The 26122-nt window shown below is 37.7% G+C and carries 15 protein-coding genes; 11 read left to right on the top strand and 4 right to left on the bottom strand.

Annotation, left to right across the window (positions count from 1 at the left end; all coding sequences use genetic code 11):
• Window positions 1–5: 5 nt before the first annotated feature.
• From B045_RS0102910 to B045_RS0102895, 4 genes are all read right to left on the bottom strand, one after another.
• On the bottom strand, window positions 6–1679 hold the full coding sequence (locus B045_RS0102910) for a SusD/RagB family nutrient-binding outer membrane lipoprotein (protein ID WP_018462774.1): 1674 nt from the start codon (window positions 1677–1679) through the stop codon (window positions 6–8).
• 37 nt (window positions 1680–1716) lie between these two features.
• On the bottom strand, window positions 1717–4893 hold the full coding sequence (locus B045_RS0102905; RefSeq protein ID WP_026234314.1) for a SusC/RagA family TonB-linked outer membrane protein: 3177 nt from the start codon (window positions 4891–4893) through the stop codon (window positions 1717–1719).
• 37 nt (window positions 4894–4930) lie between these two features.
• Window positions 4931–5914 (bottom strand): glycoside hydrolase family 16 protein, encoded by a 984-nt coding sequence (locus tag B045_RS14190; RefSeq protein WP_018462772.1) that lies wholly within the window; start codon window positions 5912–5914, stop codon window positions 4931–4933.
• A gap of 137 nt (window positions 5915–6051) precedes the next feature.
• Window positions 6052–9996, bottom strand: coding sequence for a hybrid sensor histidine kinase/response regulator transcription factor (locus B045_RS0102895; protein ID WP_018462771.1), 3945 nt, complete (start codon window positions 9994–9996; stop codon window positions 6052–6054).
• 252 nt (window positions 9997–10248) lie between these two features.
• Between B045_RS0102895 and B045_RS14185 the strand changes: the two genes are divergently transcribed.
• From B045_RS14185 to kduI, 11 genes are all read left to right on the top strand, one after another.
• A complete protein-coding gene (locus B045_RS14185; protein ID WP_238312117.1) occupies window positions 10249–10737 on the top strand; it encodes a peptidase associated/transthyretin-like domain-containing protein in 489 nt (162 codons plus the stop codon).
• A gap of 687 nt (window positions 10738–11424) precedes the next feature.
• Complete coding sequence (gene purL / locus B045_RS0102885) at window positions 11425–15147, top strand: phosphoribosylformylglycinamidine synthase (RefSeq protein WP_018462769.1); 3723 nt, start codon at window positions 11425–11427, stop codon at window positions 15145–15147.
• A gap of 2 nt (window positions 15148–15149) precedes the next feature.
• Window positions 15150–15686 carry a chromate transporter gene (locus tag B045_RS0102880; RefSeq protein ID WP_018462768.1) on the top strand — a complete coding sequence of 179 codons (537 nt, stop codon included), beginning with the start codon at window positions 15150–15152 and terminating at the stop codon, window positions 15684–15686.
• A gap of 25 nt (window positions 15687–15711) precedes the next feature.
• Window positions 15712–16284 (top strand): chromate transporter, encoded by a 573-nt coding sequence (locus B045_RS0102875; protein ID WP_018462767.1) that lies wholly within the window; start codon window positions 15712–15714, stop codon window positions 16282–16284.
• A gap of 167 nt (window positions 16285–16451) precedes the next feature.
• Window positions 16452–17909 (top strand): D-xylose transporter XylE, encoded by a 1458-nt coding sequence (gene xylE, locus B045_RS0102870; protein ID WP_018462766.1) that lies wholly within the window; start codon window positions 16452–16454, stop codon window positions 17907–17909.
• Window positions 17910–18014: 105 nt separating this feature from the next.
• Window positions 18015–18950, top strand: coding sequence for a DMT family transporter (locus tag B045_RS0102865; protein WP_018462765.1), 936 nt, complete (start codon window positions 18015–18017; stop codon window positions 18948–18950).
• A 61-nt stretch (window positions 18951–19011) separates the two neighbouring features.
• Window positions 19012–19914 carry a patatin-like phospholipase family protein gene (locus B045_RS0102860; protein ID WP_018462764.1) on the top strand — a complete coding sequence of 301 codons (903 nt, stop codon included), beginning with the start codon at window positions 19012–19014 and terminating at the stop codon, window positions 19912–19914.
• Window positions 19915–19918: 4 nt separating this feature from the next.
• Window positions 19919–20929, top strand: coding sequence for a glycosyl hydrolase 53 family protein (locus B045_RS0102855; protein ID WP_238312121.1), 1011 nt, complete (start codon window positions 19919–19921; stop codon window positions 20927–20929).
• Window positions 20930–21052: 123 nt separating this feature from the next.
• Complete coding sequence (locus B045_RS0102850) at window positions 21053–23530, top strand: bifunctional UDP-N-acetylmuramoyl-tripeptide:D-alanyl-D-alanine ligase/alanine racemase (RefSeq protein WP_018462762.1); 2478 nt, start codon at window positions 21053–21055, stop codon at window positions 23528–23530.
• A 223-nt stretch (window positions 23531–23753) separates the two neighbouring features.
• Window positions 23754–25199: a PTS galactitol transporter subunit IIC gene (locus B045_RS0102845; RefSeq protein WP_018462761.1), complete on the top strand. Its 1446-nt coding sequence runs from the start codon at window positions 23754–23756 to the stop codon at window positions 25197–25199.
• A gap of 7 nt (window positions 25200–25206) precedes the next feature.
• On the top strand, window positions 25207–26109 hold the full coding sequence (kduI, locus tag B045_RS0102840; protein ID WP_025883786.1) for a 5-dehydro-4-deoxy-D-glucuronate isomerase: 903 nt from the start codon (window positions 25207–25209) through the stop codon (window positions 26107–26109).
• The last annotated feature ends 13 nt before the right edge of the window (window positions 26110–26122 follow it).

Below are 26122 nucleotides of genomic sequence, written 5' to 3'. Positions count from 1 at the left end.
TACTATTACTTTACATCCCACCATACGTGAGTGTGCCAATCATCTTTTCCTCCCATTACCTGCAAAGCATCATCGTAGCCCTGCTTGTTATAAGAAGATTCAAGAACAGGATAACAAAGACGTACTGGAATATCGTCACCACCAGTAAGGTATTGTCCGAATCCATAATCCTTAGGTGATTTCATTGCAGGATAACCAGAACGGCGCACGTTAGCCCAACATTCGGCAGGATTTGTGAAGTGTAAAATCCAAGCCTGTGTGTTTATAGCAGCCTTAGCCTGTTCGGCAGTGTGGCCGATACTGTTGTTGGCAATATATGTATTGAAGTCTGCATCTGAAACCTTGTCGTATCCATAACTATCTGAAAGAAAATCCATGGCTGCACGCACACCTTTTGTGTATAGTTCGGTAACCGTACCCTTGTTGCTTATCCATCCTTTGAGTGTAGCCTCAGCCAATAGAAAATCTACTTCGGCTGAAGTAATTATAACACCAGGATTGTCGCTTTTCAGAAAGTTGTTGGCAAGTTTAGGCTCAACTTCACGTGCCACATTAGGATCAACAGAAGGATTATTCTTTGCAATCTCAGTCAACTTATCACTCTTGAATCCTGTAGGCCAAGGTTCCCAAGAGAAAGCACCTGGAATATTAGGTGTAAACTTGTTATTACTCTTAACCTCGTCGGTGATATCGATACGGTTTTCTGTTCCTGTAGAGCTCATCAACTTATCATAATAGCAACGTGCTATCATGAATGTTCTTGGGTCGTTATTATCGTTCAATTGATTGAAAAGAGTAGAGCAAATATAGCTAGGATTGTTTGTAGGGTCGTTACCGAAAAGCAATTTTGAAAGTGCGTTTCCGCGGAAATCAGAATAGCTTTCCTGACCGAAACTAAATGCGATAGACATATAATTAATCAATGCGTCATCGGCTGAGTTGTCTATAATACCACCGTCAGCATTAAGAGCCTTTACGAATTCAGCTTTAGCCTTGTCAGGTTCAACGTCAGAAATTCGCATTGCATAACGTAACCGAAGAGAATTGGCTAGTTTCTTCCATTTAGCTACATCACCTTTATATATGACGTCACCGCTAATTTTGTCTCCGGCTGCATTAAGCATTGTCGTGGCTGTATCAAGCTGTTGGAAAAAATCAGCATAGATATCTTTTTGCAAGTCATATTTAGGGTTTGTTATTCCTCCATAGAATCCAAGTCCTGCCTCTGAATAAGGTACGTTGCCATAGGTATCTGTTATTATAGACATCAGGTAAACTCGATACACACGCATCGCAGCGTTAATATTTGACTTTGCATTATTACCGTTAGTACGAATCTCTCCATCTGTAAGATTCTTTATTGCATTAGGATAGATAGTAGTCCAGATGCGGCTCATTTCCTGATTGTCAACAGTATGTCGTCCTCCATAGTTGGTGGTGTTCCAACATCCCATCAACTGCTGTGAGAAAGCATAGAAATAATTACGATATATTTCTACCATGCTCATGTCTCCATAAGTTTGTAATTCTGCAGTAGTGAGCTGTGCATTTGGATCTATTGTAGCAGCCTTTGATGGGTCAGTATTCATATCGTTCATGTAGTTGTCACTACAAGAGACAGTGATAAGTGGAGCTACGATAGCCAATAATATTATCAAATATGATTTATAATTTTTCATTTCTTTATCTCCTTTATTTTATAAAAGACCTATTGTATTAGAATTTCACGTTAACGCTGATACCATAACTCTTGCGTGATGGCATAGAACCATATTCAAGTCCCATACCAGTGGTGTTGTTATAGTTTGAATCAGGGTCAATATTTGGAATGTTCTTCCATACAATAAACGGATTACGTGCCACAAGAGATATCGTCAAACCGTTGATAGCTTTCTTCAACCATTGTTGAGGCACATTGTAACTAAGTGTGAGCTCACGGCACTTTATATAAGAGTTGTCATAAATGAACATTGCCGGAGCATTGCGGCATACGTTCATCCAATAATCTTCTGGATTTACGTAGATATCGTTCTTGCGATAAGTTCCGTCACCATTGTCTATAACACCAGGAGCTATATAACCACCTGTCGGTTTCCAACTTTCAGAGCCTTTAGCGATGCCGGCTTCCTGACGCTGTTCTTCAGATTTATACCAATCTTCACGACCGACTAAAGTTTGTTTTGCCTTTCCAGATTCGTAAGATGCACGTGCTGACATAGAATACAAGTCAGCACCAACCTTTACATCAAATATAGCATTTAGTGATAAGTTTTTGTATGTAAGAGTTGTCGTGATACCTCCAGTCCATTTCCAAGAGGCATTTCCCAATACGTGATTGCTCTTGTCGTATTCAGGTAGACCTGTAGATGGATTAATAAGAATCTGCCCAGCATCGTTTCTCTTGAAGTCTGGACCAACAATAGAACCAAAGTTTTCGCCAACTTTAGCGGCAACTTGAACATCAAGCCAAGAGGCTTTTTCAAGTTCAAACATATCCATATCATCAACCAATCTTTTTACCTTATTGCTATTCTTTGAAAAGTTGAGATTTAAATCCCAAGAGAAGTCTTTTGTTTGTATGGGGCGTGTGTTTAATGCTATTTCAAGACCTTTGTTGTCTATTTCACCTGCGTTAATCAATCTATATGTATATCCAGATGTCCATGATGAAGCCATACCCATAATCTGGTTCTTACTCTTCTGTGAATAGTAAGTGATGTCAAGTCCCATTCTGTTGTTAAGGAACTTAGTTTCAATACCAATTTCAAAAGAGTTTGTTCTTGTTGGCTTCAAATCTTTGTTTGGAATTGTATTATTGTTGATGTATCCTATAGTGTATCCCGGATATGTAAACTTAGACTTTGTGTATACTAATCCAAGCTGATATGGATCAGTATCACTACCTACCTGTGCCCAAGACATACGCAATTTACCGTAAGGAAGTAGATTGCCCAGTTTGGTTAATTCCGAGAAGACGAAACTTCCTGAGAATGAAGGGTAGACATATACGTTATTGTTTGTTGGTAGGGTAGAACTCTGATCACCACGTAATGTAGCGTCCATATATAGAAGGTGTTTCCAACCAAGGTTTAAAGAACCATAAAGAGAATTAATCTGTTTGCGATATGTGTTCTGCTCTAAACTAATTTCGTTGAAACTCATCAAAGCCTTGACATCACGTATCTGCATATCTTGCGCTGTGGTGATAGTAGTGAGATTGTTCACCTTGTATATACTTCCACCAAGGGTGGCGTTTAGGTCAAAGTCGCCCCAGCTGTTGTTGTAAAGGGCAAGAGCCTCGAAGTTATACATGCGGTTGCGGAAGTTGCTGTCTTGCATACGACCAGCTTCAAATCCTGGTGTTGTAGGAGCCTTGAAATCCTCGAATGTAAACCAGTTGAGATCGGCACCCATTGTTGTCTGTAATTTCAAGTGCTTGTCGATGTTCCAAACCAACTTACCTGTAAGACGGAATTGGTCTTTTTTAGAGTCGTTAGAGTTTTTATACACATCCCAATATGGATTCACATTATATGGGTCCATACCGTTCCAGTTAGCATAATCTCCGTTGGCATCCTGATAAGTTTTCAGCCAAGACTGATTGTATGTCGTAGCCAAAGTCATAAGGTTCTTGCCGATATTTGATTTGCTATCACCTAGAGCCGGACGGTTTGTAACATCCTCACGTGTGTAGTTAGCACTGAAATCAAAGTCAACATTACCTACAGATGTATTGGCGCGCAAGTTGAAAATGTCACGGCTCATGTGAGTCTTTGGCACAATATCCTTGTTGCGCATGTCGGTATATGTGAAACGCATACCAGTCTTTCCGTTGTTAACTCCAACAATAGCTGTGTTGGTAGCCGTAAAACCTGGACGGAAGAAATCTGATGTATTGTTAGGTATAATCATATATGGACGCTGTACACCATCAAAATATTTCAGACTGTTAAGAGCGTCAGCTTTAGGTCCCCAACTCTTGTTGGTATTTGAAACGGCATCAATACTATATGTACCGTTGCTGCCCATACCATAAGTCTGCTGGATATCATTCCATTTTGCCAACTGTGTGTCCATTGTAACAGAACCGTTGTATTCAACACTGAATTTATCTTTTCCTGCTTTTTTAGTTGTGATGAGAATCACACCGTGAGAGGCACGGCTACCATAAAGAGCAGAAGCGGCTGGACCTTTCAATACAGACATAGTCTCGATATCGTCAGGGTTGATGCTTGATATTCCGTCGCCAAGGTCAAATCCTCCTGCAGTACCGGCACTACCATAATTGGTATTGTCCAAAGGAACACCATCTACTACATATAAAGGTTGGTTGTTACCTGTCATCTCTGTGCTACCACGAAGAATTACTCTTGTGGAACCAGATGCGCCACCTGCTGTCTGACTGACAATAAGTCCTGGAATTTTACCAGCTAGTGAGTTGATAACGTTTGTCTCTTTAGCCTTAGTAAGTTCTTCTCCTTTGACTTCTCCGATTCCATAACCAAGAGCCTTCCTGTCACGTTTTATTCCTAAAGCTGTAACAACAACCTCGTCAATCATTTTTTTGTCTTCAGCAAGTACAACTTTCATGTTGCCACCTGCCTTAACAGTAATAGTCTTGTATCCGACATAGCTGATTTCCAATAACGTGCCAGGTTTAACATCAAGGCTGAAATGGCCCTCGGCATCAGTGACAGTTCCCATGCCTCGACCTTTTACAACAATACTGGCTCCGATAATAGGTTCGCTACCGTCGGTAACAGACCCAGAAATATTCTGATTCTGCTGTACGATAGTTATACTAGGTTCAGCATGCATTTGGATAGTTCCCGCTAGAGGCAAAGTCAGACCTATAGCAAGCATGTGAACTAATTTCCGATTACTTTTCTTCATCTTCTTAAATTTAGGTTTTATAATTTATTAGTTATCATTATTCTATTATTTTCTTACCGCCGTGGATGTATATTCCGTTCCAAGACGGTTTGCCATTCAATTTCATTCCATTTATTGAATAATATGCTGTGTCTTTGTTTTTGATGGTAGATACTTTGCCTAATCCAGTTGTTTCCTGCGAATATACATTGATTTGTCCTTCTTCTTGGTATAACCTAACATAGTCAATATACATCTTAGCCTCAGACCCTTCTGATGGTAATGCAGTTATGTCTGCTGGATTAAGAATATTTGTATAATCCCCTCCTACAGCCAGATTAAATAATATATAAAATGGTTTATGAAAGTAATTATATGAGTCATAGTCTTTAGTTATTGTCGCCTCATAATATGGTTGTGTTGAATTATCAAGATAGAAACGCAGATAACTTTCATCCCATACTGCTGTAAATATATGATAGTCACCAGTTATGTCATATTCACTTGTAACTGCACCTGTCGTCCACATACGATGATCAGACAAACTGCTTCCCCAATGAATGCAACCAGAGAATAATCGTTCCTGAGTATTATTTTTAATACCTTCTGAATTCCCAGCTTCCATGATATCAATTTCGCCACAAATAGGCCAACCAATATTCTGTGGATCTTCACCCATCATCCAAAATGCTGGCCACAATCCATTAGCCAACTTTGAAATCTTTATTCTGGCTTCAAGCTTTCCATGTTTAAAATTTACCTTTGTACTAGAATTTATTCGTCCGGAAGTAAATGACTTCCCGTTGAGTGATTCCCGTCGTGCGGTAATAACAAGATTTCCATTTTCAACATTCACATTAGAACTACGATTTGTATAGCACTGAAGTTCGTTGTTATATGGCTTGTCCAATACTTCAACATTCCAGTTCTTATTAAGAGAGTTCTCATTAAATTCATCACTCCAAACAAGTTTGTAGTTTTGTGCATTAATGGATAACGGAATAGTGAAAAACAGTAAATAGATTATAGACTTTATTTTCATGATTGATTTTTGTTACCAAATTCGTGGCAAAATTACTTGAATACGTTAAAACTTAGGTTTCAAAACAGACAGAAAAAGTTTCAATACTGACATAAAATCAGTATTGAAACTTTGTTGTTGTTTTGGAAAGTGCTTATTTACAAGTACTTACTTGGTGAAATGCCAAAATACTTCTTAAACGTGGTGCTGAAATGTTTTACGTTGGCAAAGCCAGTCATAACAGAGACATCTAATACAGAGTTACCTTCTTTAATTAAAGCAGCGGCACGTTCAAGACGTATTATTCTAATAAAATCCTGTGGAGTTTGAGATGTGAGTGCTTTTAGTTTGCCATAGAAAAGTGTACGACTCATAGCCATTTCAATGCAAAGATCGTCTATTTTAAAATCTGTATCAGACATTTTTCCCATCACGATCTTCGTTGCCTTTTCGATAAACTTACAATCCTCATGATTCATGTGTTTTGTCGTGTTATCGTCAGACTCGATATTCCTTGCAATATCAACAGAGCGTCCCATATAATATTTGCTAAGTATACGTCTGTTCCTTAACATGCTATCTATCTTGCTCTTTAAAATTGCTACATCAAAAGGTTTGGTGATGTAGTCGTCTGCACCTACATTCAGTCCACCGATAACAAAGTCTCTTCCAGACTTAGCTGTTAAAAGAATAACGGGTAAAAAAGATGTATTAGGATTTTGTTTTATGATATTGCAGAATTCGTCTCCATCCATTCCAGGCATCATCACATCTGATACAATAATGTCACATACTTTATTATCAAGATATCTTAGTGCTTCTTCAGCACTATCAGCTGTAACAACATTATAATTATTACGGAATGTAAGACTTATATAATTACGCAGCTCGGCATTATCATCAACAAAAAGCATTATATCTTTTGCTGTGTTTTCAGCAACAGGCTCACTTTTATTATCTACTGATGCTATCGGCAATATGTCTTTAGTCTCATTGTTCTCAGATTCCTTTTTAACAATATAATCAATAAGATGTTCAAAGCCTCTTTTAAGTTTAATATGGAATACGGTTCCATTATTCTCTAAACTATTAAAAGTTAGGCTTCCTTTATGGAGTGTAATAAGTTTATGAGTGAGCATTAGTCCAAGTCCACTTCCTGTTTCATTGGAGTTTATGGCATTGTCTGCTCGGTAGAAATTTTGGAATATGTGTTTTTGTGCCGTTTGCGGAATACCTATTCCGTTATCAGTTATATCTATACATATATCGGTTTCGTTAATCCAAGCGTTTACGGTTATATTTCCACCTTCTGGAGTATATTTGACAGCATTTGAAATCAAGTTTTCAAATATACTGTCTGCCATATTTGTATCCATCCACACATTTTCTTCTTGTGGACATGATTCTAATGTGATTATTATATTTTTTTGAGATGTTCGTGGAACAAATTTTTCTATTTGTGTTTGTAATAAATGTTTAAGATTTAATGGACTTACGCACATGTTTACTTCATCGTTGTCGGCTTTCTGGAAATCAAGCAGTTTTGTAACCATTTTCAACAACTTTCCACCATTTTGCCTTGCTACATTCAGATACTTTCTAGTTGTATCGCTGAGCGAATTATCGGCAGCTATATCGTTGAGCGGTGCCAAAATGAGGCTAAGAGGTGTACGTATATCATGGGCTGTATTAACGAAGAAGTTTATTTTTTCGTTAAAATACTTACGTTCCAAACGTTCCAAATAAAATCTCCAAGCAGCATAAGCTAAACCGCACATTATACATATATATATAAACCATGCGAACAATGTATTCCACCAAGGTTGTTTTACGGTTATGTCCAACGACTTTGTGTCAAGAACTCTACCGTCATTGCGACTAACACTTCGTATCAACAATTTATAATTACCAGAAGGAAGATTTGTGTATTTCACATTTTGTGCTTCGGATGGTACACTCCATTGTCGGTCAAAGCCATCAAGCATATACTGATAGACTATATCATGTTGGTATTTGTAGTTTATGCTTTCAAAATCTATCTCAAATGTATTCTTGTCGTAATCTAGCGTTATGTCTCCAGAGGCAAGCATATCATAAAGTCTACCGCTAAGATACGAGTCTTTATCCGTGGTGTTGTCGCTTCCAAGAAGCGATATTTTTGTCAATATAAGTCTTGCATTATAAGTAAGGTGTGATATTCTGTCTGGATTTATCACCACAGCACCGCTGCTGCTACCGAATACCATTTTTCCGTCGGAAAGCCTGCATACCGACATTCGTTTGTATTCCCTGTCAAGACCCCTTACGAAATTTATATCAATAACGTCATTTCCTTTTTCTGGAAGAATGAGGGATAGTCCCATGTCAGTACTTGCGAATATGCGATTTTGGTTGTCTTTTTCTAATGTGTAAACCGTATTAGACGGTAGTCCGTTGGCTTTTGTTATTGTTTGCTTTATCACATGTCTCTTCATGTCATAGATATAGATTCCTCCGCCGTCTGTGGCTACCCATGCCGTAGTATGGTTGACAAACAAGATAGACTGTACATAAGAGTTAATATCTTTACCCGGAAACTCCGAAGCTAGAAAATACTGTTTAATACTACCGCTTTTCTTGTTTACCGCAAAAAAACCGTTTGCCGTACCAACAGCTGTTCGTCCATCTGGCATGTCGGTGATACACTGTACTAACTGAATGGGATAATACTTTTTCTTGTTTCCGTCAATTTGTACAAGGTCTCCGTTTAGGCAACCTATCCATAGTGTGTTGTCATTGTCTTTCCACAAGGAATACACATAATCTGTTTTCAAAGTACCTTTACTGACACTATATATACTGGATGCTTTTCCTTCACTGTTTATTGAATATACTCCGTTGCCATAAGTTCCAGCAAGGACACCACTAGCATTACGGCATAATGTAAGCACCACTTTGTCGGTCATTGCATGATGCCACATACCCATTTTCTTGTTATATATGCTTACCCCTCTATCTGTGGCAAACCAGATATTACCATCTGGAGTTTCAAGAACATCGTTAACATTATTATTTATTAGTGACTGATTGTTTAGATACTCATGCTGAAAAAGTTTCATGACATTGTCTGTCGGATAAGCCACATCAACACCTCCCGAATATGATCCAATCCATATATTGCCATAGTGATCTCTGCATATGTCATATATTCCATTTCCATGAAGCACATTCCCCGTATTATCATCTGCATTAAATAACAGACTAACAGATTTGCCATCATTTTTTGCCGCATATACACCACCTCCGTCAACACCAAGTAGAATCATGTTATTATCCATCGGAATAATGCTTCTTACAGGAGTCTTTGGAAAATTGATAAAAGCATCCAATTTTAAAATTTTATGATGCCGCATATCATATATCTTTGTGCCTTGCTGGAATGTACCTATCCAAAGGTATGTGGTGAGCTTGTCATAATAAGCAACTTGTGCATTTATTCCGTTTACAATATTAGCGGTCTTGTACCTGTTGATGTTGATAAGTATAATTCCGTCATTGGCACATGCTATAAGTGAGTTGCTTGCATGGTTCAATTTGTTTATATATCTGTTTTTTATTATTCTTATCAGTCTTTTGTTGGGTGTAAGAGTATAAAGTCCGGTGCTCATAGCAAACCATTTGTTGTTGTTCTTGTCAACATAAACATCGTTTAGTATAATCTCCCCATGAATGATGCTATCAAGAGATAGTTCATTTTCAAATTTATCAAGTCTTTTATTATATTTAAATAAATTTCCCTTGTTATCAAAAGCATATATTCTAGCATTAGCAATAAAGACTCTTACATTGCGTCCGCTGGCATCACTATACATTCTGGTCGTTTTCAAATTGTAGTTCTTTATCAGAACACCGTTGTATCGGTCTATTCCGTTTTTTGAACTGAACCACATTCCTCCAGAAGGATCTTCTATAATAGAGTATATTCGTTGACTTGAAAGTCCGCTACTCATGCCAAGGTGATCGAAAATAAACATGTCGCGACCATATTGTGGCGACACATTTGCCTGCAATATATGCACAATGCTAACTGCGATTATAAGGCATAAAGTTCTTAGTTTTTCCATCTGTAAAAAATTACTGTACAAACTTTCATAATAGATTAATATAAAATCAATTGCAATTGCAAAAATAGTAAATTAATCTGATTAATCCTAAAAATATATTATTTTTGTAGGAATCAAGTGTTTCTATATCGCCTTATGGTAATTAATTTGATATATTTAACCCAACAAGATTTAAGAAAATATAAAGTAACTACCGTATTGTCAGTGATTGTTTTTTTTAACTTAACTTTGTGCAAGATTACTACTTTGATTATGAAAATAAAGATGTCTCTCATATTGTTTTTCCTGAGTGCTTTGGTTAATAATACTGATGCCCAAATAAGGGGCGTACTTATTGACGTGGAGACGAGACAACCGATTGACGGAGTTGCTATCTATACAAATACCAATAAAAAATTCTTTTCTGATAAAAACGGACACTTCTTTATTTCTGATCCGAATGCTACTAGCCTTACTCTTACTCATAATAGTTATGTTAGAAGAAATATGGAACTTAAGAACATGAAAGATTCAACTTTCCTTATCCCTAAAGCAATAACAATAAATACAGTCGTCATAACGGCTAAGGCTCCAAGGATAGGTTTCAGTACAAGTAAAATTGTGTCAAATTTGTTTAATGACCCGATGACTTCTCCAAAGGGACCATCAGGAATAGATTTGTTGAGTATATTCGAAAAGAGTAGAAGTAAAGTCAGGAAAAGTGTGATGAGACGGGCGCATGATGCTGTAAAAAAATATTAGAATTTTACTACATCAAACTTTCAAGTAAGGGTGCATACTTATGAATTTGAAAAGTTATACATAGGCTTTGCAAATAAACAAACGTCGAAATGTCTAACGACTGGCTATCAGTACGTTAGATGCTATTTTTACAAAAACAAAGTGTCGAATAAACGTCAAACGGTATTTGCGTTTCTATATAGAAACGCAAACTTTACATCGTAGAAACGTAAACTTTGTGTCGTACAACGCAGAATTCTGGGTTTTTACAATAGAATAAACAGCATAGATATATAAAAAAACAATTTGTTTACTATTCACTAGCAGTAAAAATATAATTTGTTTAACGCATTGATGATAAATAAGTTTAGGTTGACAAGGGTAAATATCCATTGTTATGGCGTTGTTATAAACGGCATATATGTGACACTTGATGATTGATAATTAACGACATTAGTATACTGGTAGTCAATGCATAGACACTTCGACGCTGGTGTTTTTTTTAATTTATGTCGTGCGCATGTGCATGTGTATAATGAGGTGTAAAATGGGAGATATGACTTTTCTATTATGCTAAACATTATTTATCTATAGTAAAAGTGAAGGTCATAAGCAATTAAAATAAAAATTATATTTTTATTTTGTATTGTGCATGATTTGCACTACCTTTGCAAAGCGAATATATCACCTACATAAATATAAAAAAGTATGATTCTTTTTTTTAGAACTCAATCTAAGAGTGTTATTGCTACTGAATTCGAACATCAGCCAGACAAGAACGAAATCAGTGAACTTTGCTGGCTTTACGGCGATGCAAAGTTGGAAGAAACCCAAAAATTGGAAGGCTTCTTTGTTGGACCACGCCGTGAAATGATTACCCCTTGGAGTACGAATGCCGTTGAGATTACCCAGAATATGAGTCTTAGCGGCATTTTGCGTATAGAGGAATACTTCCCTGTTGATTCAGAGGGAGCTGAACATGACCCTATGCTGCAACGTATGTATAATGGTATTGATCAGGAAATATTCACAGTTAACCACAACCCAGAACCAATCAAGTATGTTGACGACCTCGAAAAGTATAACAACGAGGAAGGTCTTGCATTAAATGATGATGAGATCGCCTATCTACACAAACTTGAGAAGGAAAGCGGACGACCACTAACCGATTCTGAAATCTTTGGCTTTGCACAGATAAACTCTGAGCATTGTCGTCACAAGATTTTCGGCGGACAGTTTATCATTGACGGAAAAGAAATGGAATCATCGCTTTTCAGTATGATAAAGAAAACCACTAAAGAAAACCCTAATAAGATTTTGTCTGCATATAAGGATAATGTAGCTTTTGCTCAGGGTCCTGTAATCGAGCAGTTCGCTCCTTCAGATCAAAGTACTAGTGACTATTTTCAAGTAAAAGATATAGAGAGTGTTATTTCTCTTAAAGCTGAAACTCACAATTTCCCAACTACTGTTGAACCATTCAATGGTGCAGCCACTGGAACTGGTGGTGAAATCCGCGACCGTATGGGTGGAGGTGTCGGTTCATGGCCTATCGCAGGAACTGCATGTTACATGACAGCATACCCTCGTTTGAAGGATGAAAATGGAAAAACTGATGTTGTGCGTGACTGGGAAGATATACTTCCTGTACGCAACTGGTTGTATCAAAGCCCAGAACAGATTTTGATTAAGGCTTCTAATGGTGCTAGTGACTTCGGTAACAAGTTTGGTCAGCCACTTATCTGTGGTTCTGTACTTACTTTTGAGCATCAGGAGAATAATGAAAAATATGCCTACGACAAGGTTATTATGCTTGCCGGTGGTGTAGGATATGGCAAAAAACGTGATTGCCTGAAGAAAGAACCTGCAAAGGGTAATAAGGTTGTCGTCGTTGGTGGTGATAACTATCGCATTGGCCTTGGCGGAGGTTCTGTATCTTCTGTTGATACAGGTAAATATAGCAACGGAATAGAACTAAATGCTATTCAGCGTGCAAACCCTGAAATGCAGAAACGTGCTTACAACCTTGTTCGTGCATTGGTTGAAGAAGATGAAAATCCTGTTGTCAGCATTCACGACCATGGTAGTGCAGGTCACTTGAATTGCCTATCTGAACTTGTTGAAGAATGTGGCGGTGAAATCGATATGTCTAAATTGCCTATAGGTGACAAGACTCTTAGCGCTAAAGAGATTATCGCTAATGAAAGTCAGGAGCGCATGGGACTTCTTATTGATGAGAAGTATCTTGATCATGTTCAGAAGATTGCTGAACGTGAACGTGCCCCGATGTATGTTGTCGGTGAGACAACTGGTGATGCTCATTTCAGTTTCAAACAGGGTGATGGTGTAAAGCCTTTTGACCTTGATGTAGCTCAGATGTTCGGTCACACACCAAAAACCATTATGGTTGATGAGACAGTTGAGCGTAGATATGACGATGTTACTTATTCACAGGATAATATAAACGAATACCTAAACCGTGTTCTCCAGCTTGAAGCTGTAGCTTGTAAGGACTGGTTGACTAATAAGGTAGACCGTTCCGTAACAGGTAAAATTGCACGTCAGCAGGGACAAGGTAAAATTCAACTTCCTTTGTCAGACTGCGGTGTTGTTGCTCTTGATTTCCGTGGAGAAAAAGGAATATCTTCTTCTCTTGGTCATGCACCACAGGCAGGCCTTGCTGATCCAAAGGCTGGAAGTGTGCTCTCTGTTGCTGAGGCTCTTACTAATATTGTATGGGCACCTCTTGCAGAAGGACTTGAAAGTCTTAGCCTAAGTGCTAACTGGATGTGGCCTTGTCGTTCTCAGAAAGGTGAGGATGCACGACTCTATGAAGGAGTAAGGGCATTAAGTGATTTCTGCTGTGACATGCATGTAAATGTACCTACAGGTAAAGATTCTCTATCTTTGAGCCAGCAATATCCTAACGGTGAGAAAATCATCGCTCCAGGAACTGTTATTGTAAGTGCAGGCGGTGAGGTCAGCGATGTTAAGAAAACAGTAAGTCCTGTACTTGTGAATGATAAGGATTCAAGTCTTTATCATATAGATTTCAGTTTTGATGAACAGCATCTAGGTGGTAGTGCATTCGCACAGAGCTTAGGAAAGGTTGGAAGTGATGTTCCTACAGTAAAGAATCCTGAATATTTCGTAGATTGTTTCAATGCTATTCAGGAACTTGTAAAGCGCGGTTGGATAATGGCAGGTCATGATATCAGTGCCGGTGGTTTGATAACCACTCTTCTGGAAATGACTTTCGCAAACGAGAATGGCGGTATCAATGTTAATCTTCATGACATCGCTAGTGATGATATCGTTAAAACTTTATTTGCAGAGAACCCTGGTGTTGTTATTCAGGTCAGCGATGCACATAAGGAAGAATTGAAGAAATTCCTTGATGACGAGGGTATCGGATATGCTAAGATAGGTTATCCTACTCCTAATAGCCGTAAGATTATTGTTAAGAACGGGGATAAAGAGAATGAGTTCGATATAGATTCTCTTCGTGATACTTGGTATAAGACATCTTATCTCCTTGATCGTGATCAGAGTATGAACGGCATGGCAAAGAAGCGTTATACAAACTATAAGAAGCAGCCTGTAGAAGTCATTTACAACAAGGATTTCAAGGGTACACTTGCAAGTTATGGTATAGACATTAATCGCAGAAAGCCAACAGGAGTGAAGGCTGCAATCATACGCGAGAAGGGTACTAATGGTGAGCGTGAAATGGCTTATACAATGTATCTTGCTGGTTTTGATGTTAAGGATGTTATGATGACAGACCTTATTAGTGGTCGTGAGACTCTGGAAGATGTCAACTTCATCGTATTCTGTGGTGGTTTCTCTAACAGCGATGTTCTTGGAAGTGCCAAAGGATGGGCTGGAGCATTCCTCTACAATCCTAAGGCAAAAGAAGCTCTTGATAAGTTCTATGCTCGTGAGGACACTTTGAGTCTTGGTATTTGTAACGGATGTCAGTTGATGGTGGAATTGAATTTAATCAATCCTGAGCATGAACACAGAAGTCACTTATGTCACAACAACTCTAAGAAGTTTGAAAGTGCATTCCTTGGATTAAGTATTCCTCAAAATAAGAGTATTCTTCTTGGTAGCCTAAGTAATAGTAAACTAGGTATATGGGTAGCTCACGGAGAGGGTCGCTTCTATCTTCCTGAACCAGAAGACCATTATAATGTAGTAGCAAAATACAATTATGCTGAATATCCAGGTAATCCAAACGGCTCTGATTACAATGTAGCTGGTATCTGCTCTAACGATGGTCGTCATCTTGCTATGATGCCACACCCTGAGCGTGCTATCTTCCCTTGGCAGAACGCTTATTATCCACTTGACCGTAAAAACGATGAGGTCACTCCTTGGATTGAGGCTTTCGTCAATGCAAGAAAGTGGATAGAGGAAAAGAGATAAATATGTATTGGACATTATTCAAGACATTTATCAAGATTGGCTTAGTCACCTTTAATGGTGGCTATGCCATGATTCCAATGATAGAAGCTGATGTTGTTGACAAATACAAATGGATAGACAAAGATGAATTTGTAAATCTTGTAGCAATAGCTCAAAGCTGTCCGGGTGTATTCGCCATCAACATCAGTATCTTTATTGGATACAAACTAAAAAAAATATCAGGAGCTGTCTGTACAGCCATCGCTACGGCATTACCGTCTTTTCTAATCATACTTCTAATAGCGATGCTTTTCCATCAGTTTCAAGACAATAAAATTGTGGCTTCGATATTTGCTGGCATACGTCCTGCCGTTGTGGCTCTTATTGCTGTTCCTACATTCAATCTAGCCAAAAGCGCAAATATCAACATTTCTAATTGTTGGATACCAACAATATGTGCAATCGCTATATGGTTACTTGGTGTTAACCCAATTTGGGTGATAATAGCTGCTGGTGTTGGTGGGTTCCTGTATGGTAAGTATATAAGACCTACTGAATAAACATAATTTTATTGTAATCAATATTATGATATTCATACAACTTTTTATAGCATTTTTTGAGATAGGCTTGTTTGGCTTTGGTGGCGGCTATGCCATGATTTCTCTTATACAGGGTATGGTAGTTACACGCTATCATTGGCTCACTGTAAGTGAATTTACGAATGCCATAGCTATTAGTCAGATGACACCTGGACCTATTGGAATAAATTCGGCTACATATTGTGGATATACTGCTATACGCAATGCTGGATTTTCTGAAATCACAGGAATATTTGGCTCACTTACTGCTGCGATCGCAATAATTCTGCCTTCATTAGTATTGATGATTCTGATAAGTAAGATGTTTATGAAATATATGGATTCACCAATAATACAGGATGTGTTTTCTGGTTTAAGACCTGCTGTTGTGGGGCTTCTTGCTGCGGCTACTCTGTTACTTATGACTCCTGAAAATTTCTCGACTCCTTCTGATCCGTGGACATTCTGGATTAGTATAGGGTTGTTTATCGCAACATTCGTAGGGACAAAACTCGTTAAAATTAATCCGTTAAGCATGATAGGCTGTACAGCCTTTGCTGGATTACTACTGTTATATTAATAATAGGGTTACTATTGCTGATAGTCTGCCATAGAAAAACAATAAGACTATTTGTATATTTATAAGTGGGGTTTTATGCTTTTTTTCATAGAATTTTATGGGGAACTAAGGCTTTTAAACGTAATATAACTATTAAATTGTACATATAATTATAAATCTAATAAAACATGGGACAAAATCAGAAAGGTTCAAAAGGATACCTTGTTTCTATTGTCATGGTTGCCGTACTCGGAGGTTTACTCTTCGGTTATGACACCGCAGTTATTTCCGGTGCAGAAAAAGGATTACAGGCCTTCTTTCGTGGAGCAAAAGATTTTCAATACACCGACTTTATGCATGGTTTCACATCATCTAGTGCATTGATCGGTTGTATCATAGGCAGTTCATTGTCTGGACTCTTCGCTGTAAAACTCGGAAGAAAAAATTCTCTTGTATTTGCTGGTATCTGTTTTTTTATATCGGCATGGGGATCTATGTATCCTGAATCATGGGTACTCACAAACGGCAAGCCAACATTTAACTTGCTGATAGTCTTTAATCTGTATCGTATTCTCTGTGGTATAGGTGTAGGTATGGCTTCTGCCATCTGTCCAATGTATATCGGTGAAGTTGCTCCAAGCAATATCAGAGGTATGTTGGTAAGTTGGAACCAGTTTGCCATTATTTTCGGTCAGCTTGTTGTTTACTTTGTAAACTTCATCATACTTGGTGACCATGCTAATCCTATATATAATGCTGCTGGAGCTATTGCAAATATGGCAGATGCCCAGTGGACAATTACTACCGGTTGGAGGTATATGTTCGGTTCTGAATGTATCCCAGCTGCATTGTTTACGATTCTTATCTGCTTCGTTCCTGAAACGCCTCGCTATCTTGTAATGATAAAACAGGATGAAAAGGCTCTTCATGTGTTGTCACGTATCAACGGAGCAGAGCAGGCAAAAGCAATTCTCAGTGATATCAAAAATACAGTTTCTGTAAAGACAGAGAAATTGTTCTCTTATGGGTTTATGTGTATCTTTATTGGTATTATGCTTAGTGTATTCCAACAGGCTGTTGGTATTAATGCTGTTTTGTATTATGCACCTCGTATATTCCAGGATATGGGTATGCAAAATCCTATGGTCCAGACAGTTATAATGGGAATTGTGAATATCTCATTTACTCTTGTTGCTGTTTTCACTGTTGAGAAACTTGGTAGAAAGCCACTTCTTATATGGGGCTCTATTGGTATGGCTATTGGTGCTCTAGGTGTAGCAATAACATTTGGCAATCCTTCACTCAATATTTTGACAATGGTTAGCATTATGATTTATAGTGCATCATTCATGTTCAGTTGGGGACCAATTTGCTGGGTACTCATCGCTGAGATATTCCCTAACACAATACGTGGTACTGCTGTAGCTATTGCAGTGGCATTCCAATGGATATTCAATTTTATTGTCAGTTCAACTTTCGTTCCTATGTTCAATATGCATTTGTCTCATGGAGACAACTTCGGACATTGGTTCACTTATGGCATTTACGGTTTGATTTGTGTAATCGCCGCAGTCTTTGTTTGGAAGCTTGTTCCTGAAACGAAAGGTAAGACATTGGAAGATATGACTAAACTTTGGAAAAAATAACATAAAACTTACGATTTAAAAGAAACAAATCCCGAGAATAATTTCTTGGGATTTTTTCTTGTGTGAACCTTTCAATATGCTGTCAAAAAAACGTAACTTTGCAGCATGCAATATTTTGGTGAGTTAATATCTTTGGGCGTAGCCTTCTCGTGGACAATAACGGCAATCCTTAGTGAGTATGCAAGTAAGCGCTTGGGAAGTATCACTCTCAACATGTTGAGAATGGTATTTGCTCTTGCTTTTTCAGTTGTTATGTTTCTTGTTGTATTTGGTAAGCCATTGCCGGCTGAAGGATCTACTGAGGCTTATTGCTGGATGGCTCTATCCGGCTTTGTTGGTTTTGTGATGTGTGACTATTGTTTGATGAAATGCTACACAATTATTGGCTCGCGTTTTGGACAGTTGTTTATGACATTGGCCCCGCTTTCGGCAGCTATTACAGCATGGATATTGCTAGGTCAGAAGTTACAGATGATAAGTATCTTGGCTATGTTTGTAACTTTAGCTGGAATATCAATATCCATACTAGGACGCGGAGACAATCATATTCTTTCTTTAAAGTTGCCAGCCAATGGGGTGTTTTATGCTGCTGTTGCTGCTGTGTGTCAAGGAATTGGATTAGTAATAAGTAAAGTCGGACTTGATAGTTATCAGGCAAGTATGCCGCATGATGTGGCGATAAGTACTCCGTGGATGTTGCCATTCTGTGCAAATTTCTTCAGATGTCTTGCCGGTTTGGGTGGATTTACTGTATTGATGATATTCAATAAAAGTTTTGGAAAGTTCCGTAATAGTTTTCGTGATGGCAAAATAATGGTTGCAGTTATAGCAACAACAATATTTGGTCCCTTCGTTGGTGTGGCATTTTCTCTTATGGCGGTTCAATATACAGCGGCTGGAATAGCAAGTACACTTATGGCACTTACTCCGATTATTATATTGATACCGTCGCGATATATGTTTCATCAGCATATTACTTGGAAAGAAATAACGGGTGCTTGTATATCTGTAGTAGGAGTTGCAATGTTTTTTCTTGGATAAGTTGTTGATAATAACGAAAAATAATTATCTTTGTGGCGATCACGAGAATAAATTATAGAATATGAATATACTTGAAGCGATAAAAGGTTGGTTTCCGTTTATGCGCAAATCAAAGGATGTGGCTCTTGTTCTTGGTGGAGGAGGAGCTCGTGGAATTGCGCACATAGGAGGAATAGAAGTTTTGGAGGAACGAGGATATAATATAACATCTGTTGCCGGAACATCGATGGGCGCACTTGTCGGAGGTATGTATGCTGGTGGAAAACTGAAAGAATTGAAAGATATTATATTAGGAATAGACAAGAAGCAGATGCTTTCTATTATGGATATTTCGTTGGGACTTGACCATGTGGCAAGTGGCAAGCGACTTATGGAAATTATAAATTCAATTGTTGGTAATACGAAAATTGAAGATCTAAATATAAAGTTTTGCTGTTGTGCCTCTGATGTGGTAAGCGGTGAAGAAAAGGTTTTTAGAAATGGATTTTTGAAAACCGCTATCCGTGCTTCTGTTTCTGTACCATGTTTCTTTAAGCCAATGTGCGATGGTGATAATCATATTTATGTCGACGGAAGTGTACACAATATATTGCCACTAAACAGGGTCGATAGAAAATCGGGTGATAAACTTATCGCCATTAATGTGAATGGTCCTGACAACACACCTTTTGATGCTTATGTGAAAAAGAAAAAAGATAATAATAAAGCAATGCGTCTATTGCGTTCAATGTTGTTTTTTTTAAAACCTGACCTGTCTGGAAATTATATGAATATGGCGGTAAGAGTTGTTCACATGTCAATACAGGCAAATTGCAAGTTAGCATTACAATTAAATCCACCTGACATTTTAGTAGAGTTGCCGATGGATAAATTCGGACTTTTTGACTTCTCACAAGCAAAGAAGATATATCAATATGGACGTGACGAGATGACTCGTAAACTTGATGAATATGAAAATAAATAATTTTATGATGAGAAAATTACTAATAGCCTTTCTTTTTACGGTTATCAGCATTGGTAATGCTAATGCTCAGGATAAAAATACTTTTTGGTTGGGAGCAGATATAAGTGGAACAACCCAGTTGGAAAGTAATGGAGAAAAACTTTATAACACTAAGGGTGAGATAAGGGAAAATACAGCTCTGATGAAAGAATTGGGATTGAATGCTGTTAGACTCCGCGTATGGGTGAATCCTCGTGGTGGATGGTCTGGTGCAGAAGATGTTTTGAAAATGGCAAAACGTGCCAAATACTATGATATGGCTATTATGATAGATTTTCATTATAGTGATTGGTGGGCAGATCCAGGCAAACAGCACATTCCAGCTGCATGGCAATATATGAGCTATGATGAAATGAAAAATGCTCTCGCTGAACATACAGAAGATGTTTTGTCACTTCTGAAAAAAAATGGTATTGACGTGAAATGGGTTCAAGTTGGAAATGAAACTACAAACGGTTTTCTTTGGCCTATGGGACGTGCAAGTGATAATATGGAAAAATATGCTGGTTTCACAGAAGTTGGTTATCAGTCAGTAAAAAAAATATATCCAAATGCTCAAGTTATAATACATATTGATGGAGGATGTGACCAAAAACGATATGATTTTATCTTTGATGGATTGAAAAAATATGGTACACATTATGATATGATAGGGCTAAGTGTTTATCCTTATTGGGATGTAATTGCAAAATTAGAGAGTGATTGGAAGGGTACAGTTCGGGATTGTACAGCCAATATAAAGCATTTGTATGAAAAATATGGAAAGGAAACCATGATTGTCGAGACAGGTGCAGAAGCAAAACATCAAAAGGAGGGATATGTTATAATGAAAGCTCTTATAAATGCAGCTAAAAATGATTGCGGAGGACATTGCCATGGAGTGTTCTATTGGGCACCTGAACTTGAGGGTCAATATCCGCTTGGAGCATTTGATAATCATCGTCCAACAGAGATAATGAAGGCTTTTGCAAAATGATAAATCGTTGATATTATGACGTTATAACTTATCAGTGGATGAAAATAATAAATAAAAAAGAATTTTATTTTGTTATTTCATTTGTTTGCGGTAATTTTGCAATTAAAATATAAAAATCATACGATGACATATTCTATTGAAAAAGTAACCACACTGATAGGTGCGCGTCGTTTTGGCGAGAGTGATGCAAATATAGGATTTATCCTTACAGATAGTCGCTCTCTTTGTTTCCCAGAGGAAACGTTATTCTTTGCCCTTAAATCTGAGCGAAATGATGGTCATAACTATATTCAAGAACTTTATAGACGTGGAGTTAAGAACTTTGTTGTCGCAGATGTTCCTGTAAATTATGATACAGAATATAAGGATGCGAATTTCCTGAAAGTCATTAATGTGCTTGAGGCATTGCAGCGTCTAGCCGAAAGACATCGTGACGAATTTAATATTCCTATTGTTGGTATTACAGGAAGTAATGGAAAAACCATGGTTAAGGAATGGCTTAACCAACTACTTGGCGAGGATATGTTTGTTACTCGCAGTCCGCGTAGTTATAATTCGCAGATAGGTGTGCCTTTGAGTGTTTGGCTTATGAATGAACATACTCAGGTTGGTGTGTTTGAAGCTGGTATTAGTAAACCTGGCGAGATGTTGGCATTGCGTGATATCATACAACCAACTATTGCCGTGTTGACTAATTTAGGTGAGGCTCATCAAGAGAACTTCTCAACTAAAGATGAAAAATGCAATGAAAAGCTAGTGTTATTTCATGATGCTCAGACTGTTGTGTATAATGAGGATGATGATATTGTAAGTAAAGCTGTTTCTGAACTTGATGACTTTAAGGGTGAGAAACTGTGTTGGTCGCTGAAGGACAAACATGCACCCATGTATATTAAGAAAATAGATAAGCAAGAAACTACCACATCTCTTACATATATATATAATGGTGAAGAAAATAGCTATTCTCTGCCTTTTATAGATGATGCTTCTATTACCAATTCTATTATCTGTGCTGCTGTAGCATTGAAAATAGGAGTAACGGCAGATAAGCTTGACGAACGTATGCAGAAGCTTGAGCCAATTGCTATGCGCTTGGAGGTTAAGCAAGGACAGCATGGATGTACTCTTATTAATGACAGTTATAATTCTGATATTAATTCTTTGGATATAGCTCTTGATTTTATGAATCGTCGTCCTGATCATGAGGGGCGTATACATACATTGATATTAAGTGATATTTACCAAAGTGGCATGGCCGCTAAGGAATTATATAGAGAGGTGAGTGAACTGTGCAATAAGCGTGGAGTAGTGAAATTTATTGGAATCGGTCCTGAACTTTCTGCTAATGCTGATGTTGTCACTGTTGGTGAAAAGAACTTTTTCCCAACTGTTGATGAATTTGTTGCAAGCGAGGTGTTCAAGTCTTTGCATGACGAAGTTATTCTCGTAAAGGGTGCCCGTCAGTTTGGATTCGACCAGATAACAGAGCTTCTTGTACAAAAAGTACACGAGACAACTTTAGAGGTTAATTTAAATGCAGTAGTGAATAACTTGAACTGGTATCGTTCTTTTATGAAGCCAGAGACAAAGTTGGTTTGCATGATAAAGGCAGATGCTTATGGCGCTGGTAGTGTAGAGATTGCAAAAACTCTTCAAGATCATCGTGTTGATTATTTAGCAGTTGCAGTTGCAGATGAAGGAGTGACTCTTCGCAAGAACGGAATCACTAGCAACATAATGATAATGAATCCGGAGATGACAGCTTTCAAGACCATGTTTGATTATGATCTCGAGCCAGAAGTTTATTCTTTCCGTTTACTTGATGCTCTTGTAAAAGCAGCTGAAAAAGAAGGTATAACCGGATTCCCTGTACATATTAAACTTGATACAGGTATGCATCGCCTAGGCTTCAATCCTGATACAGATATGGAAGAACTTATTAAAAGACTTAAACATCAGAATGCTATAATCCCACGTTCTGTATTCAGTCACTTTGTTGGTTCTGACTGTGATGACTTTGATAAATTCAGTGCTCAGCAATTTGAACTGTTTGAGAGAGGAAGCCATAAACTTCAGAGTGCTTTTGATCATAAAATACTTCGCCATATTGATAACAGTGCCGGTATAGAGCATTTCCCAGAAAGACAAATGGATATGTGCCGACTTGGATTGGGACTTTACGGTATCAATTCACGTAACAACGAAATAATAAATAATGTAAGCACATTGAAGACTACAATTCTTCAGTTGCGTAATGTTCCTGCAGGTGAAAGCGTAGGATACAGTCGTAAAACAATACTTGATAAAGATAGCGTTATAGCTGCTATTCCAATAGGATATGCTGATGGACTGGACAGACATTTGAGTAATCGTAATGGATATTGTCTTGTTAACGGCAAAAAGGCTGATTACGTTGGAAATATATGTATGGATGTGGCAATGATTGATGTCACAGGAATAGACTGCAAAGAAGGTGATAGTGTCGAAATTTTCGGTGACAATTTGCCTGTAACAGTATTGAGTGATATTATCGGAACTATTCCTTACGAAGTGCTTACAGGTATAAGCAATCGTGTGAAGAGAATTTATTTCCAAGATTGATAGACTAAAATTATGATATGATAAACTGCAAACCCCTAATGGGATTTGCAGTTTTTTTTGACGCAAATAATATTAAAACGTAAACGTTTAAGTGAATCTATTTGATAATTTGTATCGTTATGTGAAAAGTTTTTGTTAACTTTGCGAGCAATGGGTGAAAAACGCGCCCATGATTTTAAAACCTAAAGAAAGCGAAACTACAAATTATTAATCGAAAATTTAAATGGAACAGATTTTCAGCTATATCATTAGCTTTGGTGCCAGTGTGATGATGCCTATCCTTTTTACCATCATCGGCTTGTGTATTGGAATGAACTTTGGAAAGGCTTTGAAGTCCGGACTCTTTGTTGGTGTCGGCTTTGTTGGCTTAGGAGTTGTCACAGCTTTGCTTACAACTAATTTTAATACCCCTTTGAGTTCAATATCAGATTTCTATCATCTGCAACTTAAAGTGTTTGATATGGGATGGCCTGCCGCAGCTGCTGTAGCTTATAACACTGCTGTTGGTGCATTGATTATACCTATTTGCTTGGGCGTTAATTTTTTGATGCTTGTCACAAAGACTACACGTACTGTTAATATTGATTTGTGGAATTATTGGCATTTTGCATTTATAGGTGCAGTAGCTTATTTTGTTATGGGTGAGAGCTTACTTTGGGGATATTTTGCAGCTATCGTTTGCTATATTATAACTCTTGTATGCGCTGATCTTACAGCAGAAAAATTCCAGAAATATTATGATTTAGAAGGTATTTCTATTCCTCAGCCTTTCTGTCAAAGCTTTATGCCTTTCGCTATAATAATTAATAAGGTACTGGATAAAATTCCAGGTTTCAGTAAGCTTGATGTTGATGCAGAAGGATTAAAGAAAAAATTTGGTGAACTAGGAGATCCATTGGTTCTTGGTGTTATCGTTGGAGGATTGATTGCTCTTTTCGGTGAGGCTGGACATATTGCTGACTTTAGTGGGTATGTCAAGGAATTGCAACAGACAGATGCTACTACAACATCAACTGATGCTGCTATGACAATAGTAAAGAATGTATTGTCACTAGGTGTTATCATGGGAGCTGTTATGGAACTTATACCACGTATCACCAAATTGTTTATTGACGGTTTGATGCCTATTTCTGAAAAGACAAAAGAACTTGTAAACAAAAAGTTTAATGGTAAAAAGGTATATATAGGTATGAGTCCAGCTTTGGTTATCGGACATCCTACTACATTGGTAGTTTCATTGTTCCTTATACCAACAATCTTAATCTTAGCTGTATTTCTTCCTGGTAATCAGTTCCTACCATTGGCATCTTTGGCAGGAATGTTTTATCTGTTCCCTATGGTATTACCTTATACAAAGGGTAATGTTGCTAAAACTTTTGTTATTGGTTTAGTGGCATTAATATTTGGTTTGTATTTTGTTACAGATATGGCTCCTGCGTTTACAAAGGCTGCAGCATCTGTTTTTGCAGAAACAGGTGATAAGGCTGCTCAGATTCCAGACGGTTTCTCAGGCGGTGCTATAGACTTTGCTTCAAGTTTATTCGGCTGGATTATATATAAATGCACAAGTTCTTTACGATATGTTGGTATGGGATTATTGACCGCTGTAACACTAGTAATGATGTTTATTAATCGCAGACGCATTGTGAAGAGTGAAAGTAAAAAATAAATATAATATGAAAAAGATATTTTTAACAATGGCTTTATGCCTAACAGCTACATTTGGAATGGCACAGACAAATTATGAAGTAAGATGGGCTAGTAACCCAGAAGATGCTAAGCATTATGATACACAGCGTCTTCGTAAGGAATTTGCAATAGAAAAAGTTTTTGCTCCTGGAGAGGTTAACTGGGTATATAGTATGTATGACCGTTTTCTTATCGGAGGTGCAGAACCAGTTAATGCCCCGATTAAGCTTGAAGCTATCGCTCCTTTGAAAGTTGATCATATTCTTCATCAGCGTGAGCTTGGTATTATTAATATTGGCGGTGATGGTATCGTTACTGTTGATAAGAAGAAATATGAATTGAAATTTAAGGAGGCTCTTTACATTGGTCGTGGTGATTACGAAATCACTCTTGAATCAAAGGATGCCGCAAAACCTGCAAAGTTCTATATGAATTCGGCTACAGCTCATCAGGCTTATCCAATAAAGAAAGTTAGTATGAAGGAAGCTAAGGTTATCAATGCCGGTAGAGCAGAGGATAGTAACCTCCGTACTATTAATCAACTTATTATTGATGGTGTTGCAGGAGTTCATACATGTCAGTTACAAATGGGACTTACTGAATTGAAACCAGGCAGCGTTTGGAATACAATGCCAGCACATACTCATTTAAGAAGAATGGAGACATATTTGTATTTCCAAGTTCCTGAAGGTCAGAAAATATGTCATATCATGGGTGAACCACAAGAAACTCGTCCTATTTGGTTGAATAATGAACAAGCTGTAATCTCTCCACAATGGAGTATTCATTGCGCAGCAGGTACTAGTAACTATATTTTTATATGGGGTATGGCAGGAGAAAATCTTGACTATGGTGATATGCAGATAGTTAAAATACCAGATTTAAAATAAAAACAGACAACAT

Source organism: Segatella paludivivens DSM 17968 = JCM 13650 (assembly GCF_000373185.1).
GTDB classification, from domain to species: Bacteria; Bacteroidota; Bacteroidia; order Bacteroidales; family Bacteroidaceae; genus Prevotella; species Prevotella paludivivens.
This window is presented reverse-complemented; position numbering and strand designations above follow the sequence as displayed.